The sequence below is a fragment of the Pseudomonas gingeri genome (assembly GCF_013386165.1).
Lineage (GTDB): Bacteria > Pseudomonadota > Gammaproteobacteria > Pseudomonadales > Pseudomonadaceae > Aquipseudomonas > Aquipseudomonas gingeri_C.
The window spans coordinates 347,382-363,064 of sequence record NZ_JACAOS010000018.1; the positions used below are offsets into that span (position 1 = coordinate 347,382).

Here is a 15,683-nt window from a genome sequence, read left to right on the forward strand (position 1 = left end):
GCTCCTACAGTTGATCGCGTTTTGTCGGCATGGGCCGGCAGGGTCTAGCGCTCGCGAATCGAAAAATTCGCCATGTGCTCCAGGCCCTTGATCAGCGCCGAATGGTCCCACTGGCTGCCGCCGATGGCCGCGCAGGTGTTGAAGACCTGTTGGGCATTGGCGGTGTTGGGCAGGTTGATATTCAGCTCACGGGCACCTGCCAGGGCCAGGTTCAGGTCCTTCTGGTGCAGGCTGATGCGGAAGCCCGGGTCGAAGGTGCCCTTGATCATGCGTTCGCCATGCACTTCGAGGATTTTCGACGAGGCAAAGCCGCCCATCAACGCTTCACGCACCTTGGCCGGGTCGGCGCCGTTTTTTGCGGCAAACAACAACGCCTCGGCCACCGCCTGGATATTCAGGGCGACGATGATCTGGTTCGCCACCTTGGCGGTCTGGCCGTCACCGTTACCGCCGACCAGGGTGATGTTCTTGCCGATGCTCTGGAACAACGGCAACGCGCGAGCGAAGGCCTGGGCATCGCCGCCGACCATGATGCTCAGGGTCGCGGCCTTGGCGCCGACTTCACCACCGGACACCGGGGCGTCGAGGTACTGCGCGCCTTTTTCATTGATCCGGGCCGCGAACGCCTTGGTGGCGGTGGGCGAGATCGAGCTCATGTCGATGACGATCTTGCCCGGGCCGACGCCGGCGGCAATCCCGTCGGCACGGAACAGCACATCCTCGACCTGTGGTGTGTCCGGCACCATGACGATGATGAACTCGGCTTCCTGGGCGACTTCCTTCGGGCTTGCCAGGGCTACCGCGCCGGCGTTGACCAGGTCGACCGGGGCGGCGTCATGGTGGGCGGACAGGAACAGGCTGTGACCTGCTTTCTGCAGATTGGTGGCCATGGGATGGCCCATGATGCCGGTGCCGATAAAACCGATTTTAGCCATGAGAAAATCCTCTTGTTTTTGTAGGGGGCTGCCCGTTCCACGGTCTGTGTGGGCGCCGGCTTGCTGGCGATCCAGGCAACGCGGTCTGGCAGGCACACCGCGTCGATAGCATCGCCAGCAAGCCGGCTCCTACGGGGAAAGGGGTTATATCGCGTTGTGGGTTTTCAGCCAGCCGAGGCCCGCTTCGGTGGTGGTCAGCGGCTTGTATTCGCAGCCGATCCAGCCCTGGTAGCCGATGCTATCCAGGTGCTCGAACAGGAACCGGTAGTTGATTTCCCCTGTCCCCGGCTCATGGCGCCCGGGGTTGTCGGCCAGTTGCACATGGTTGATCTCGACCAGGTGCTCGGCCAGGGTCCGGGCCAGGTCGCCCTCCATGATCTGCATGTGGTAGATGTCGTATTGCAGGAACAGGTTGGCGCTGCCCACCTGATGTCGGATCGACAGGGCCTGGGCCGTGGTGTTCAGGTAGAAGCCGGGGATGTCGCGGGTGTTGATCGCTTCCATCACCAGGCGGATGCCGGCGGCTTCAAGTTTGTCGGCGGCGTACTTGAGGTTGTCGACAAAGGTCTTTTCCAGCACGGCATCCTCGACGCCCTGGGGGCGGATACCGGCCAGGCAGTTGATCTGGGTATTGCCCAGCACCTGCGCATAGGCGATGGCCAGGTCGACCCCGGCACGGAATTCCTCGACCCGCTCCGGGTGGCAGGCAATCCCGCGCTCGCCCTTGGCCCAGTCGCCGGCCGGCAGGTTGAACAGCACCTGGGTCAGGCCATGGGCATCGAGTTGTGCCTTGAGCTCGGCCGAGCTGAAGTCGTAGGGGAACAGGTATTCCACACCGCTGAAACCGGCATCGGCGGCGGCCTTGAAGCGGGCGAGGAAATCCTCTTCGGTGAACAGCATGGACAGGTTGGCGGCAAAGCGTGGCATGGAGGTCTCCTTGCAAATCGATACAAAGCGGTTGGACAGGCTGCAGGCGCAGCAATAGCGGCAGTGAAGGTGATATCACCGGCACTGGCAAGCCCGTCCCCGCCGCAGTGGGATCAGTCGAGCAGCGCAATCGCCGTCGGCGCGTCGTTGCCGACCAGCGCCAGGTCTTCGAACTCGTTGATGGCGTTGATCTCGGTGCCCATGGAAATATTGGTCACCCGCTCGAGGATGATCTCGACAATCACCGGCACCCTGAACTCCTCGATCATCGCCTGGGCCTGACGCAACGCGCCCTGGATCTGCCCCGGCTCGAACACCCGCAGGGCCTTGCAACCCAGGCCTTCGGCGACGGCCACGTGGTCCACGCCATAACCGTTGAGCTCGGGTGCATTGAGGTTGTCGAAGGACAGCTGCACGCAGTAGTCCATGTCGAAGCCGCGCTGGGCCTGGCGAATCAGCCCCAGGTAGGAGTTGTTCACCACCACGTGGATATAGGGCAGCTTGAACTGCGCGCCCACCGCCAGTTCCTCGATCATGAACTGGAAGTCGTAGTCGCCGGACAGCGCCACGACCTTGCGCGAAGGATCGGCCTTGACCACCCCCAGCGCCGCCGGAATGGTCCAGCCCAGGGGACCGGCCTGGCCGCAGTTGATCCAGTGCCGTGGTTTGTAGACGTGGAGGAATTGCGCGCCGGCAATCTGCGACAGGCCGATGGTGCTGACGTAGCAGGTGTCCTTGCCGAACACCTGGTTCATCTCCTCATAGACGCGCTGGGGTTTGACCGGGACGTTGTCGAAGTGGGTCTTGCGTTGCAGGCTGGCCTTGCGCTGCTGGCAATCGGCGAGCCAGGCACTGCGATCCTTCAGTTTGCCGGCGGCCTGCCATTCGCGGGCCACTTCGATAAACACCGTCAGGGCCGCAGCGGCGTCGGAGACGATGCCGAGGTCCGGGGTGAACACCCGGCCGATCTGGGTCGGCTCGATGTCCACGTGAATGAAGGTGCGGCCTTCGGTGTAGACATTCACCGAGCCGGTGTGACGGTTGGCCCAGCGGTTGCCAATCCCCAGCACCACGTCGGACTTGAGCAGTGTGGCATTGCCGTAGCGATGGGAGGTCTGCAGCCCGACCATGCCGACCATCAGCGGGTGGTCGTCGGGAATCGTGCCCCAGCCCATCAGGGTCGGGATCACCGGAATACCGGTCAGCTCGGCGAACTCCACCAGCAACTCGCTGGCATCGGCATTGATGATGCCGCCACCGGCCACCAGCAGAGGGCGTTCAGCCTGGTCGAGCATGGCCAGGGCCTTCTCGACCTGAATCCGCGTGGCACTGGGTTTGGCCAGTGGTAGCGGCTGGTAGGCCTCGATGTCGAATTCGATTTCCGCCATCTGCACGTCGAACGGCAGGTCGATCAGCACCGGACCGGGGCGCCCGGAGCGCATTTCATAAAAGGCTTTCTGGAAGGCGTAGGGCACCTGTCCGGGTTCGAGCACGGTGGTCGCCCACTTGGTCACCGGCTTGACGATGCTGGTGATGTCGACGGCCTGGAAGTCTTCCTTGTGCAGCCGTGCCCGTGGCGCCTGGCCGGTGATGCAAAGGATCGGGATCGAATCGGCAATGGCGCTGTACAGGCCGGTGACCATGTCGGTGCCGGCCGGGCCCGAAGTGCCGATGCACACGCCGATATTGCCGGCCTTGGTGCGGGTGTAGCCCTCAGCCATGTGCGAGGCGCCTTCGACGTGGCGAGCAAGGACGTGATCGATACCGCCGAGCTTCTGCAACGCGCTGTACAGCGGGTTGATCGCGGCGCCGGGAATGCCGAAGGCGGTGTCCACGCCTTCACGACGCATGACCAGGACGGCGGCTTCGATTGCTCTCATTTTGCTCATTGTTTTGTGCCTCTTGCGTTTTGTAATTGTATACAAGTTGCTGTGTGGCGAGTGTATTCACGCTAGGCAGCACTGGTCAATGCCTTTTCTAAAATGATTGATAGATTGGTTTCTAGGCTGTTTGTTGCGAGGTTATGTGCTGATCTTTGTATTTTTGTATACAAAAATATTTAACATTGTGTTCTATTTGTGGGGTTGGACGCTTCCAGAAACGACGCGTCAACGTTTCTCTCCCCTTACTCGAAAGGACGGCACCATGAGCGCTTTAACCTTGAACGTCGCAGTCAGCCTGGCCAGCCAGGCGATTTCCGCCGGCCGGGCCATTTCGGCGGCGCCACTGACCATTGCGGTGCTGGATGGCGGCGGCCATCTGGTGACGTTGCAGCGCGAGGATGGGGCGAGCCTGCTGCGTCCGCAGATCGCCATTGGCAAGGCTTGGGGGGCGATTGCCCTGGGCAAGGGCTCGCGCTTGCTGGCACTGGATGCGCAGCAGCGGCCGGCGTTTGTCGCGGCGTTGAACAGCCTGGGGCAGGGCAGCGTGGTGCCGGCACCAGGAGGGGTGTTGATTCGTGATCTGGACGGGCAGGTGATCGGTGCCATCGGGATCACCGGCGATACTTCGGATATCGATGAGCAGTGTGCGATCAGCGCGGTCGAGGCGTTGGGGTTGGTGGCGGATGCCGGGGTATCGGTTTGAGCCTTGCGGCGTTTGTCCGGACGCCATCGCCGGCAAGCCGGCTCCCACAGGATCGCGTCTCACCACAAAAGTATCGTGTTGCCACGGTCACCTGTAGGAGCAAGCTTGCTCGCGATGCAGACGATGCGGTCTAGCGATCCGGCTCACAACCCTTGAGCACCAGCCGCACAATGGTCTGCGCCGCCGCTTCATAGTCGGCGTCTTCCAGCTTGGCCTTGCCGGTGATCGAGGAGATCTGCCAGTCGAAATCAGCATAGGTCTGGGTTGCGGCCCAGATGCTGAACATCAGGTGATGGGGGTCGAGCGGGGCGATCAGGCCACGGTCGATCCAGGTCTGGATGCAGGCGATATTGTGCCGGGCCTGGGCGTTGAGCTGTTCCACCTGCTCGGGGCTCAGGTGCGGCGCGCCGTGCATGATCTCACTGGCGAAAACCTTGGAAGCGAACGGCAGGTCGCGGGAGATGCGGATCTTCGAGCGGATATAACCGGCCAGCACCTCAGCGGGTACGCCAGTGGGGTTGAACGGCGTCGAGGCCTGGAGGATCGGCTCGATAATGCTTTCCAGCACCTCGCGGTAGAGGTTGTCCTTGGATTTGAAGTAGTAGTAGACATTGGGCTTGGGCAGGCCGGCCTTGGCCGCGATATCGCTGGTCTTGGTGGCGGCGAAGCCCTTGTCGGCGAACTCTTCGCTGGCGGCGCGCAGGATCAGTTCTCGGTTGCGTTCGCGGATGGTGCTCATAAACCAGGTTTTTCCTTGCCGGCCCGGGCGGTTGGGCATGGTAGCACCGGGTTTGCGCAAGGCTCAAGAATGCCCCTTCCACACGCCTGAATAGGCCGACTGCGGGAGCGGCGGCAGTTGCCGACTCCCACAGGATTCAGGGTGTTTTCAAGACGCTGCGGTCATCAGAAATGGTACTTGATCAACAAGCTCGCCGTGTCCTGGTTGGTCTTGAAGTCGTTGCTGCTCTGGAGGCCGTACTTGTTCTTCCAGTAGTCGTACTCAAAGCCCACGTAGAGCTTTTTGTCGCCCCAGTGCAAGGCCTTGCCCAGGTCGTATTTGATCTGCGGGTTGAAGTGCAGGTTGGCGTGGTAGGCCCCTTGGGCATTGCGGTCGTTGTCCACCACCCAGTCCATATAACCGTCGAACAGCACGTCCGAGCTGCCCACCGGCAAGGTGTAGGACCAGACCGGGGTGATCTGCCAGATATTGCTGCCCGGGCGGTTGCTGTCGGTGTGGCGTTGGTAGAAGTTCAACTGGAAGTAGTCGAACCCCGGCACGGCCAGGTCGAAGCCGGGGCCGAACAGGTAGGAGTTGGTGTCGCCTTCGCCGAACTCGTAGGTCAGGGCCAGCAGGACATCCTTGATCGGGCCGAAGGCGAACGAACGGTCGAAGATCTTGCCCATGGACAGGCGTGGGGTGAACTCGCCGTAGTAGGTGTTCGGACCGAGGTTGGTGTCGGCCTTGCCGTTGTAGAAGATCCGGTCGAGGAAGAAGAAGTTGTCGCCGTATTTCCAGGCGTCTGCGTGTTCGAAGGTCAGGGTCTGCTGGATCTGCGGATTGACGGTGAAGTTCTTGCCATACAGGTAGGTCAGGCTGTTGTTCTGCCATTGCAGCAGGTCGCCTGCGCAGGCGGTTCCTGCGCCCAGCAGGGTGGCGGACAACATCAGGCTCGTACAAGTGCGCTTCATGGGTGTGCTCCCTAAGGTCAGTGGTTCTAGGCTTGCGTCGCTCGGCGCTCTGGGTCTGGCGCCTTTTTTCTTCGTTGGCCACCACCGGCTCACCAGCCTGCCTGCTCCTGGCAAGGGCTGGATCAAGGCAAAAAACAGTCAAAGACGCCTCGTCCGGCTGTCCGTGAGACAGTCGATCGGGAGTGCTTCGATAGGCCTTGAGGTTGTCCCGCGCCGGGGTAGGCTGGCGCTTGGGTCAGGTGTCGGTGGCGATGGCTTGTTCGAGCGGATTCGAGCGGGCGCGCAGCATACTGACTCGCGCCCAGGGGCTCAAGCACCCCGTGCCAGAGCGCTCGAATCCACCGGCAAGGGCATCAGTGCGGGTGAGCATGTCCGCTGAGAGCCGCCCGTTCGGCGCCCCCCAGCACATTGAACAGCAGGTTCAGGGACACCGCGCTCAAGGTCGCCATGGCGATACCGCTGTGGGTGATCGGCCCCATCCACAATGGCAGGTGGGCGAAGAACTCCGGCCGCACCACGGGGATCAGGCCCATGCCGATGCTCACCGCCACCAGCAGCTGGTTACGGCGGTCGGAGATGTCGGCTTCCTGGAGGATCTTGATCCCGGTGGCGGCGACCATGCCGAACATGGCGATGGCCGCGCCGCCGAGCACCGCCGGCGGAATCGAGGCCACCAGGAACGCGGCCTTGGGCAGCAGGCTGAGGATGACCAGGAAGATCCCGGCGACGATGGTCACCCAGCGACAGCGCACGCCGGTCATCTGTACCAGGCCGATATTCTGGGCGAAGGAGGAGTGGGTAAAGGTGTTGAAGAAACCGGCGAGGAACGAGGCGCCGGCATCACACAGCAAGCCACGGCGGAGCATGCCCGGGGTGACGTCCTGGCCGGTGATCTTGCCCAGGGCGAGGAACATGCCGGTGGACTCGACGAAGATGATCACCACCACCAGGCACATCGACAGGATCGGCGCCAGGTGGAATTGCGGCATGCCGAAGTGCAGCGGAGTGACCACTTTCAGCCAGGGGGCCTGGGCCAGTCCGCTGAGGTCGACCATGCCGATGACGCCGGACAGGACATAACCCAGGACCATGCCGATCAGCACCGAGATATTGACCCAGAAGCCGCGCATGAAACGGTTGATCAAGAGGATGGTGGCCAGTACCAGCGCCGCCACCGTGAGGTAGATGGGCGAACCGAACTGCGTCGCCGCACTGCCGCCGCCGGCCCAGTTGACCGCCACCGGGAACAGCGACAGGCCGATGGCGGTAATCACCGTGCCGGTCACCAGGGGTGGGAAGAAGCGCACCACCTTGGACATGAACGGCGCGATCAGCATGCCGAAGAAGCCGGCGGCGATGGTGGCGCCGAAGATACCGGGCATGCCGATGCCGGGCATGCCGGCCATGGCCACCATGCTGCCGACGGCGGCGAAACTGGCCCCCATCATGACCGGCATGCGGATGCCCATGGGGCCGATACCGAGGGATTGCACGACGGTGGCGATACCGGCCACCAGCAGGTCGGCGTTGATCAGAAAAGCGATTTCCTCACGACTCAGGCCGGCGGCCTGTCCGATGATCAGCGGTACGGCGACGGCGCCGCCATACATCAGCAAAACGTGTTGCAGACCCACCAGGATCAATTGCAACAGGGGCAGACGCTGGATAGCGGGTGCGGCGGGGATGCGCGGTTCGGATAACTCGGACATGCAACACCTCGGGTCTTTTTTATTCTTGTGGTTTTAGCGCTGTGTGGTTGCCGATTGTGGCGAGCGGGCTTGCCCGCGCTGGGCTGCGAAGCAGCCCTGAAACCAGTGATCGCGGTGTGTCGGGAAGAACACGATGATCGGTTTTGCGACTGCTGCGCAGTCGAGCGTGGGCAAGCCCACTCGCCACAAAGAGCTCGAACTTCGGGTCTTAGTTGGTACGCGCCCCCTGGTTGATCCAGGCACCGATCAGGTCACGTTCCTGCTGGGTCATCTGGGTGATGTTGCCCAACGGCATGATCTGGGTGGTGATGGCCTGGGCCTGGATACGTGGCGCCAGCAACTGGATCTGTTCCGGGGTATCGAAAATCACCCCCGCCGGTGCCGAGCTGAACAGCGGGCTGGTGGGCTGGGCCGAATGGCATACCGCGCAGCGTTCCTGGATCACGCTGTGGACCTTGTCGAAGCTGACATCGGCGGCACTCGCCGTTGGAGCCGCCGCCGCAACGGGAGCAGGAGCCACAGCCGTAGCAGGCGCCGCAACGGGCGCAGGCTCGGGTTCGGCCGATGCTGCTGCCGGTGCCACTGGCGCCGCCTGGGCCGGCTTGCCACCCAATGCGGTTTCCGGCAGCGGCTGGTATTCGATCTTCGCCGGGGCCTTGGCCACTTGCGGTGCGCTCGGCGCCGAAGTCGGGCCGGTGACATAAGCCAGGCAGATCATCCCCAGGGCTGCGACCGGCAAGGTCCAGGCAAACTTGTGGCTGTTGTGACGGGTGTTGAAATAATGCCGCACCAACACCGCCAGCACCGCGATCCCGGCCAGGATCAGCCAGTTGTACTGGCTGCCGTAGGTGCTCGGGAAGTGGTTGCTGATCATGATGAACAGCACCGGCAGGGTGAAGTAGTTGTTGTGCCGCGAACGCAGCAGGCCCTTGGCCGGCAGGGCCGGGTCCGGCGTGCGGTTCTCGGCGATGGCCGCCACCAGCGCACGTTGGGCCGGCATGATGATGCGGAACACGTTGCCGACCATGATGGTGCCAATGATCGCGCCGACGTGCAGGTACGCACCACGACCGCTGAACACCTTGCTGAATCCGTAGGCTGCGGCAATCAGCAGCACGAACAGGATAAAGCCGAGCAGGGCGGGGCGTTTGCCCAGGGCCGAATCACAGAGGAAGTCGTAGACGAACCAGCCGGCGATCAGCGCTCCGATGCCGATGGCCACGCCTTCGGGGCCGCTCAGGCCGCTGCCGGGCGCCACCAGGTAGAGCACCGGGTTGGAGTAGAACACCACGCAGAGCAGCGCGATCCCCGACATCCAGGTGAAGTAGGCTTCCCATTTGAACCAGTGCAGGTTGTCCGGCATGGTCGGTGGGGCCAGCTTGTATTTTTCCAGGTGGTAGATACCGCCGCCGTGGATCGCCCACAGGTCGCCGGCCAGGCCGTCCTTGGGGTTGACCCGGTTGAGGTTGTTCTCCAGCCAGACGAAGTAGAACGATGCCCCGATCCAGGCCACGCCCGTGATCATGTGAATCCAGCGCACGCTCAGGTTCAGCCATTCCATCAGATGTGCTTGCACAGTCTTTACCTCTCGTCTGTCACTCTTTTTCGGGAGTGATCAGACCTTCTCTTATTGGTGGGGGGCGAGGATCAGGTATTCATCCTCTTTGAAGAAATGCTCATCGCAGTTATTGCCACTGCCACTGCGATCAACCACCAGGAAGTCATCCCGCTTTTCGATCGTCAGCACCGGGTGGTGCCAGACGCCGCGATGGTAATTGATGCCCTGCCTGCCATTACTGACAAAGGCGCGGACCAAGCCTGATACCGGTGCATCGCCAAGGGGCGCGACCACGATCAGAAAGGGGTTGCCGAGCAGCGGTATAAAAGCCTGGCTGCCCAGCGGATGGCGCTCGAGCATGCGCACGGTCAAGGGCATCTCCAGGGCGTCGGCGCGGAAGATGCTGATGATCGCCTGATCGTCCGGCGTGGCGGTCTGCACCGTGGCCAGGCGATGGAAGCGCTGGGTCGAACCGTTGTTGATCATGAAGTGATCGCTGCCGTCGGTTTCGATCACGTCACCGAAAGGGGCGAAGGCTTCTTTGCTCAGCGGTTCAATCGTCAGTGTGCGCATGCGGTTCTTCTTAATCTTCAGGTTTGTTGTGGATGTACTCGGTGCTGTGGGAGCCGGCTTGCTGGCGATTGGGGCAACGCGGTATTCCAGCTTCACCGCGTTATCGTTCTTCGCCAGCCAGCCGGCTCCTGCAGGTCACGGCATTACCGTGCGACTTTGCCCAACACCCGCAGCCGGCTCACGCCACCGTCCGGGAACACGTTCAGGCGGATATGAGTGATAGGTCCCAGCGCCTTGATCTGTTCGGCAAAGCTGTGTTCCTGGTGCATTTCCAGCTTCTGGCTCGGCAGCAGTTCGCGCCAGAACAGGCTCTGGGTTTCGATCTGGCTGTCGGTGCCGCCCTTGACGAAGGCACCCTGGATCGAGCAGCTGTCCGGGTAGTTGCCCTTGAAGTGCAGGGTGTCGACGATGATCTGCTCGATCTCGCCCGGATGACCGAGGGCGATGATCACCCAGTCATTGCCCGGGGTACGCCGACGCGCGGTTTCCCAACCGTCGCCCATGTTCACCCCACGGCCTGGGTTGAGAATGTTGCTCATGCGACCGAAATGCTCGTCGGAGCAGGCCAGGGCACGGCCGCCGTTGAGGGCCGAAGCCAGGTCGATCTGTTCGTTGTCGCCGACTGCCGACCAGTCACGGAACGGAATGCCGTAGACCCGTAGGCGCGCCACGCCACCGTCCGGATAGATATTGAAACGCAGGTGGCTGAAGGCCTGGTCGTTGCTGATTTCGTGGTAGTGATGGCTGTTGCCTTGCAGCTCGACGGCGGACAGCACTTCGACCCACTGGGTGTTTTCGTCCGGTTCGCCCTGGCTCAGGAAACAGGCTTCCAGGGACGCGGACGGCGGATAGTTGCCGGTGAAGAACGAAGTGTCGATGTCCACGCCCTTGATCGAGCCGGCCACGCCAAGGCGGATCACGGCGCTGTCGTAACCTTCGAAACGCTTGCGGCGCGACTCCCAGCCGTCCATCCATTTGCCGTTGTCATCGAACACGCCTTCTTTCCACACCGCAGGGGTTGGCTGGAACAGGCGGTTGGCGTCGGCGAACCAGTCATCGGTGACCGAAAGGATCTTGGTGCCCAGGCGGGCGTCGGCCAGGTTGACGAACTTCTCGAAAGGTACGGCGTAAGCTTTCATGCTTTTTGTCTGCCTTTTAATTAGTGGCTGGGGAGGCTTGCCGGGTTCAGGCGCGGCTCGCTAAAGGGTCAGTAAGCGGAACAGGGCGATCTTGTTGATCTCGGCCAGTGCGCATTGGAACTCGGTGTCTACCGGGTTGTGGATGCGCACTTCGAACGCGGCCAGGATCTGATGCCGGTTGCTGCCTTTTACCGCCATGATGAAGGGAAACTTGAACTTGGCTTTATAGGCGTCGTTCAGCTCGGTGAAGCGTTGGAACTCCTCGCTCGAGCATTGGTGAATACCGGCGCCGGCTTGTTCGTTTGTGCTGGCTTCGGTGAGTTGGCCCTGGACGGCGGCTTTGCCGGCCAGGTCCGGGTGAGCGTTGACCAGTGCCAGCTGGCTGGCGTGATCGGCGCTCAACAGGATGTCGCTCATGCGCTGGTGCAGGGTCTCGATCTCGTCGACCCCGGCGTCCTGGCCCAGGTCGAAAGCCTTTTCGGCGACCCAGGGCGAATGTTCGTAGATATCGGCGAAGGCCTGGATAAAGGCTTCTCGGCTCAAGGTCGACGGCTTGAGGGTCTGGAAAGCAGTCATTTCGCGGCTCCCTGATACGGGTGGGTAGCGTGCCAGTGGCGGGCGATATCGACCCGGCGGCTGAACCAGACCTGTTCGTGGCCTTTGACGTATTCGATGAAGCGCTGAAGGGCGGCCAGGCGTGCCGGGCGACCGACCAGGCGGCAGTGCAAACCGATGGAGAGCATTTTCGGTGCCTCGGCGCCTTCAGCGTAGAGCACGTCGAAAGCATCCTTGAGGTACTGGTAGAAATCGTCGCCGGTGTTGAAACCCTGCACCTGGGTGAAGCGCATGTCATTGGTGTCGAGGGTGTAGGGGATCACCAGGTGCGGCTTGCCGTTGGGGGTGTTGGGTTCCCAGTAGGGCAGGTCGTCGTCGTAGGTGTCCGAGTCATAGAGGAAGCCGCCTTCCTCCATCACCAGCTTGCGGGTGTGCGGCCCGGTGCGCCCGGTGTACCAGCCCAGCGGACGTTCGCCGCTGATTTCGGTGAGGATGCGGATGGCTTCGAGCAGGTGTTCGCGTTCCTGGGCTTCGTCCATGTACTGATAGTCGATCCAGCGGTAGCCGTGGCTGCAGATCTCGTGGCCGTCCTCGACCATGGCGCGGATCACATCCGGGTGGCGCTGGGCGGCCATGGCCACGGCGAAGACGGTCAGGGGAATATCGAAGCGCTTGAACAGCTTGAGAACTCGCCATACGCCGGCGCGGCTACCGTATTCGTAGAGCGACTCCATGCTCATGTTGCGCGCGCCCTGCAGGGGCTGTGCGGCGACCATCTCCGAGAGAAAGGCTTCGGATTCCGGGTCGCCATGGAGGATGTTGCGTTCGCCGCCTTCCTCGTAGTTGAGTACAAAGGACAAGGCAATGCGGGCGTTGCCCGGCCAGTGGGGGTGAGGCGGGTTGCTGCCGTAACCGATCAGGTCGCGTGGGTAGTCGGCGCTCACTGCAGTCTTCCTTCTTGTTCGTGGTGACGGTTGCGTGGTGCCCCGTCAGAACCGGGTGGCGTCACGGCGATGGAGTGATTGTATACAACTTTATATTCATTTTGTAAGCCCGTTTTTTTGCATTTCTTTCCGTCGGACGATTACCCGCTTCCCGGATGGAAACCCTGCAAGAAACCTGCCTTGTCGGTCAGTTAATGTCTTGCGGGCCTTCTGCTGGCAGGCGATTGCGCTGCCTTCGCGGTCGGCTGGCATGGGCCAGGGGTGCTGGAAAAAAGCTTGAATTTATTGTGTACAATATTTTGTAAAAGTGTCTTAATAATTTCCGAGCCACGCCGCTTCGTGCTTTGCCAGGGGGCGGTTTCTCCTTTATTCACTGACTCCGGGAGGCGTGAGGCCTGATCTGCCTGAAGGGTGGAGCGGCCCACAGAATCAATGGGACGTTTGACTACACATGTTTTGGATGCCGCACATGGCTGCCCCGGCAGTTCGATCAAGGTCGAGCTGTATCGGGTCGAAGGTGCACAGCTGGAGCTGGTCGCCAGCGCCCTGACCAACAGTGACGGGCGTTGCGATGCGCCGCTGCTGCAAGGTGCCGATTACCGCTCCGGGGTCTATCAGTTGCAGTTCCATGCCGGCGACTACTATCGCGCTCGCGGTGTGGCGCTGCCTGAGCCGGCCTTTCTTGACGTGGTGGTGCTGCGTTTTGGCATCAGTGCCGAGCAGGAGCACTACCACGTGCCGTTGCTGATTTCGCCCTACAGCTATTCGACCTACCGAGGCAGCTAGATTCCCCAAGCATCTGCGCAAAAGCTTCCTTGGTTACTTTGCCCGCGTTCACTGCGGGCTTTTTTATGTCCGGGGGAAAAGCCGGGGAAGCGTGGTTGTCCGGGAGGGCGCTATCGCGAGCAAGCTCGCGATGAGGCCCTTACCGGCACCTCAACCCTAACGGCTCAACAACGATGCCGCGCCTGCCCCACTGAATAGCCCGGCACTGATCCGGTTGAACCAGCTCTGCCCCTTGCCGCTGCGCAAATAACCCGCCGCGCCATGGGCGCCGAGGCCGTAGGCCAGCTTGCACAACAGGTCCAGCACGGTCCAGGTGGCGATCATCACCAGCAACTGGCCGAGAAACCCGTGGTCGGCCTTGAGAAACTGCGGCAGGAAGGCGGCGAAGAACAGGATGTCCTTCGGGTTGCTCGCGCCGAGTACGAAGGCGCGCCCAAACAGGGCACGAAAGCGCGGAACCGGTGCGGTTTCGGGCACATTCGCCGCCCGTGCCGGTTGCCGCGATTGCTGCCAGCTCTGCCAGGCGAGGTAGAACAGGTACAGCGCGCCGACAACCTTCAGCGCGCTGAACAATTGTTCCGAGGCCAGCAGCAATGCGCCGAGTCCCAGGGCCGAGGCACTCAACAAACAGATCGAGGCACTGACCCCGCCGAGAAAGGCCGGGTAGGAGCGGCGCAATCCATAATTCAGACTGTTGCTGATCATCAGTAGCGACAGCGGCCCGGGGATCAGGATCACCACCAGGGCGGCGCCACTGAACAACAACCAGGTTTCCAGGCTCATCAGACTTCTCCCTTAGTACAAAAGCCCCATCGAGATGGGGCTGGTGAGTAGCGCTCAAGTTCGCTTACAGGAAGATGAACTTGGCGATAAAAATGACGCACAGCACCCACAGGCTGACGGAAATATCCTTGAACTTGCCGGTCCCCGCCTTCAACGCCACATAGGTGATAAAACCCAGGGCGATGCCGTCGGCGACCGAGAAAGTCAGCGGCATCATGATCGCGGTGACGATGGCCGGAATGCTGTCCGTGGCATCGTCCCACTCGATATGCGCCATGCCGCTCATCATCAGCATCGCCACGTAAATCAAGGCGCCGGCGGTCGCGTACGCAGGGATCATGCCAGCCAGCGGGGCGAAGAACATGGCCGCGACAAACAGTATGCCTACAGTAACAGCGGTCAGACCAGTCCGACCACCTGCAGCGACACCCGCGGCGCTTTCCACGTAGCTGGTGACCGGCGGAACACCGACCACCGCACCGAATACGCTGGAGACGCTATCGGCCTTCATCGCCCGGGACAGGTTCTCGATGCGGCCTTCGGCGTTCACCAGGCCGGCGCGCTGGGCGACGCCCATCAGGGTGCCGGCGGTGTCGAACATATGCACGAAGAGGAAGGCCAGGACCACGCTGATCATGCTGATGTTGAACACCCCCTTCAGGTCCATGGCCATCCAGGTCGGGGCCAGGCTCGGCGGGGCGGAGAAGATGCCGTGGTATTCCACCAGGCCCAGGCCCCAACCGGCGAGGGTCACGGTGATGATGCTGATAAGGATGGCGCCGAATACCCGGTGGTAGCTGAGGATGGCGATCATCAGGAAGCAGATCGCGGCCAGCAATGGACCAGGCTCATGCAGGGCGCCGAGCTTGATCAGGGTGGCGGGGCTGGCGACGACGATTCCGGCGGTTTTCAGGCCGATCACCCCTAGAAACAGCCCGACCCCGGCGCCCATCGCATGGCGCAGGCTTACGGGAATGCTGTTGAGCAGCCATTCACGGATCCGTGACAGGGTCAGGGCCATGAACAGCACGCCGGAGATAAACACCGCGCCGAGGGCGGTTTCCCAGTGGTAACCCATGGTGCCGACCACGGTATAGGTGAAGAAGGCGTTCAGGCCCATGCCCGGTGCCAGGCCCACCGGCCAGTTGGCGTACAGGCCCATCAACAGGCAGCCGAGGGCGGCGGCGATGCAGGTGGCGACAAAGGCCGCGCCGTGATCGATGCCGGCGTCGGCCATGATGTTCGGGTTGACGAAGATGATGTAGGCCATGGTGATGAAGGTGGTCACCCCGGCGATCAGTTCGGTTTTCACCGTGGTGCCATGCAGCCTGAGTTTGAACAGGCGTTCCAGCAGGCCGGAACTTGACGGTGGCGACAGGTCCAGCAGGGGGGCTTCGGATTTGCGGCTTTCCACAGCGAGTACTCCTCAAGAGTTTTATTGTTATTTCCAGAGCCGGACGCAGGGGGCGGGCAGCGGCTCTTTGAGGCAGCACGGGTTT

Annotated in this window: 15 protein-coding genes; 2 read left to right on the forward strand and 13 right to left on the reverse strand. The window is 62.0% G+C overall.

What is annotated here, in order from left to right:
* Nucleotides 1-44: 44 nt before the first annotated feature.
* The 3 genes from HX866_RS23250 to gcl all read right to left on the reverse strand — a co-directional run bounded on the left by HX866_RS23250 (nucleotide 45) and on the right by gcl (nucleotide 3,751).
* A complete protein-coding gene (locus tag HX866_RS23250) occupies nucleotides 45-935 on the reverse strand; it encodes a 2-hydroxy-3-oxopropionate reductase (protein WP_177094908.1) in 891 nt (296 codons plus the stop codon).
* Between the two features lie 144 nt (nucleotides 936-1,079).
* Nucleotides 1,080-1,862 (reverse strand): hydroxypyruvate isomerase, encoded by a 783-nt coding sequence (gene hyi / locus HX866_RS23255; protein WP_177126381.1) that lies wholly within the window; start codon nucleotides 1,860-1,862, stop codon nucleotides 1,080-1,082.
* A gap of 113 nt (nucleotides 1,863-1,975) precedes the next feature.
* The gene (gene gcl, locus HX866_RS23260) at nucleotides 1,976-3,751 is read right to left on the reverse strand and encodes a glyoxylate carboligase (protein ID WP_177094911.1); all 1,776 of its coding nucleotides are present in this window, start codon (nucleotides 3,749-3,751) and stop codon (nucleotides 1,976-1,978) included.
* A gap of 256 nt (nucleotides 3,752-4,007) precedes the next feature.
* On the opposite strand from gcl, the gene HX866_RS23265 reads away from it, so the two are divergent.
* Entirely contained in the window at nucleotides 4,008-4,448 is a 441-nt protein-coding gene (locus tag HX866_RS23265; protein ID WP_177126384.1) for a GlcG/HbpS family heme-binding protein, read from the forward strand.
* A gap of 130 nt (nucleotides 4,449-4,578) precedes the next feature.
* Here the strand turns inward: HX866_RS23265 and HX866_RS23270 are convergent, their stop codons facing one another.
* From HX866_RS23270 to puuE, 8 genes are all read right to left on the reverse strand, one after another.
* Nucleotides 4,579-5,187: a TetR/AcrR family transcriptional regulator gene (locus HX866_RS23270; RefSeq protein WP_177094915.1), complete on the reverse strand. Its 609-nt coding sequence runs from the start codon at nucleotides 5,185-5,187 to the stop codon at nucleotides 4,579-4,581.
* Nucleotides 5,188-5,351: 164 nt separating this feature from the next.
* Nucleotides 5,352-6,137 (reverse strand): outer membrane protein OmpK, encoded by a 786-nt coding sequence (locus tag HX866_RS23275; RefSeq protein WP_177140476.1) that lies wholly within the window; start codon nucleotides 6,135-6,137, stop codon nucleotides 5,352-5,354.
* A 353-nt stretch (nucleotides 6,138-6,490) separates the two neighbouring features.
* A complete protein-coding gene (locus tag HX866_RS23280) occupies nucleotides 6,491-7,846 on the reverse strand; it encodes a nucleobase:cation symporter-2 family protein (protein WP_177140477.1) in 1,356 nt (451 codons plus the stop codon).
* A 208-nt stretch (nucleotides 7,847-8,054) separates the two neighbouring features.
* Nucleotides 8,055-9,422, reverse strand: a complete 1,368-nt coding sequence (locus HX866_RS23285) for a urate hydroxylase PuuD (protein WP_177126386.1) — start codon at nucleotides 9,420-9,422, stop codon at nucleotides 8,055-8,057.
* Between the two features lie 51 nt (nucleotides 9,423-9,473).
* Nucleotides 9,474-9,977: an ureidoglycolate lyase gene (locus HX866_RS23290; RefSeq protein ID WP_177105590.1), complete on the reverse strand. Its 504-nt coding sequence runs from the start codon at nucleotides 9,975-9,977 to the stop codon at nucleotides 9,474-9,476.
* A gap of 143 nt (nucleotides 9,978-10,120) precedes the next feature.
* Nucleotides 10,121-11,116: an allantoicase gene (gene alc, locus HX866_RS23295; protein ID WP_177094924.1), complete on the reverse strand. Its 996-nt coding sequence runs from the start codon at nucleotides 11,114-11,116 to the stop codon at nucleotides 10,121-10,123.
* A gap of 60 nt (nucleotides 11,117-11,176) precedes the next feature.
* A complete protein-coding gene (gene uraD, locus HX866_RS23300) occupies nucleotides 11,177-11,692 on the reverse strand; it encodes a 2-oxo-4-hydroxy-4-carboxy-5-ureidoimidazoline decarboxylase (protein ID WP_177126390.1) in 516 nt (171 codons plus the stop codon).
* Nucleotides 11,689-12,615, reverse strand: a complete 927-nt coding sequence (gene puuE, locus HX866_RS23305) for an allantoinase PuuE (RefSeq protein WP_177094928.1) — start codon at nucleotides 12,613-12,615, stop codon at nucleotides 11,689-11,691. The genes uraD and puuE overlap by 4 nt, the downstream gene beginning before the upstream one ends.
* A gap of 432 nt (nucleotides 12,616-13,047) precedes the next feature.
* Here puuE and uraH point away from each other — a divergent pair, with 432 nt between their 5' ends.
* A complete protein-coding gene (uraH, locus tag HX866_RS23310; RefSeq protein ID WP_177094930.1) occupies nucleotides 13,048-13,401 on the forward strand; it encodes a hydroxyisourate hydrolase in 354 nt (117 codons plus the stop codon).
* A gap of 156 nt (nucleotides 13,402-13,557) precedes the next feature.
* Here the strand turns inward: uraH and HX866_RS23315 are convergent, their stop codons facing one another.
* Nucleotides 13,558-14,184: a LysE family translocator gene (locus HX866_RS23315; protein WP_177140478.1), complete on the reverse strand. Its 627-nt coding sequence runs from the start codon at nucleotides 14,182-14,184 to the stop codon at nucleotides 13,558-13,560.
* Between the two features lie 64 nt (nucleotides 14,185-14,248).
* Nucleotides 14,249-15,598: an NCS2 family permease gene (locus HX866_RS23320; protein WP_177094934.1), complete on the reverse strand. Its 1,350-nt coding sequence runs from the start codon at nucleotides 15,596-15,598 to the stop codon at nucleotides 14,249-14,251.
* Between the last annotated feature and the right edge of the window lie 85 nt (nucleotides 15,599-15,683).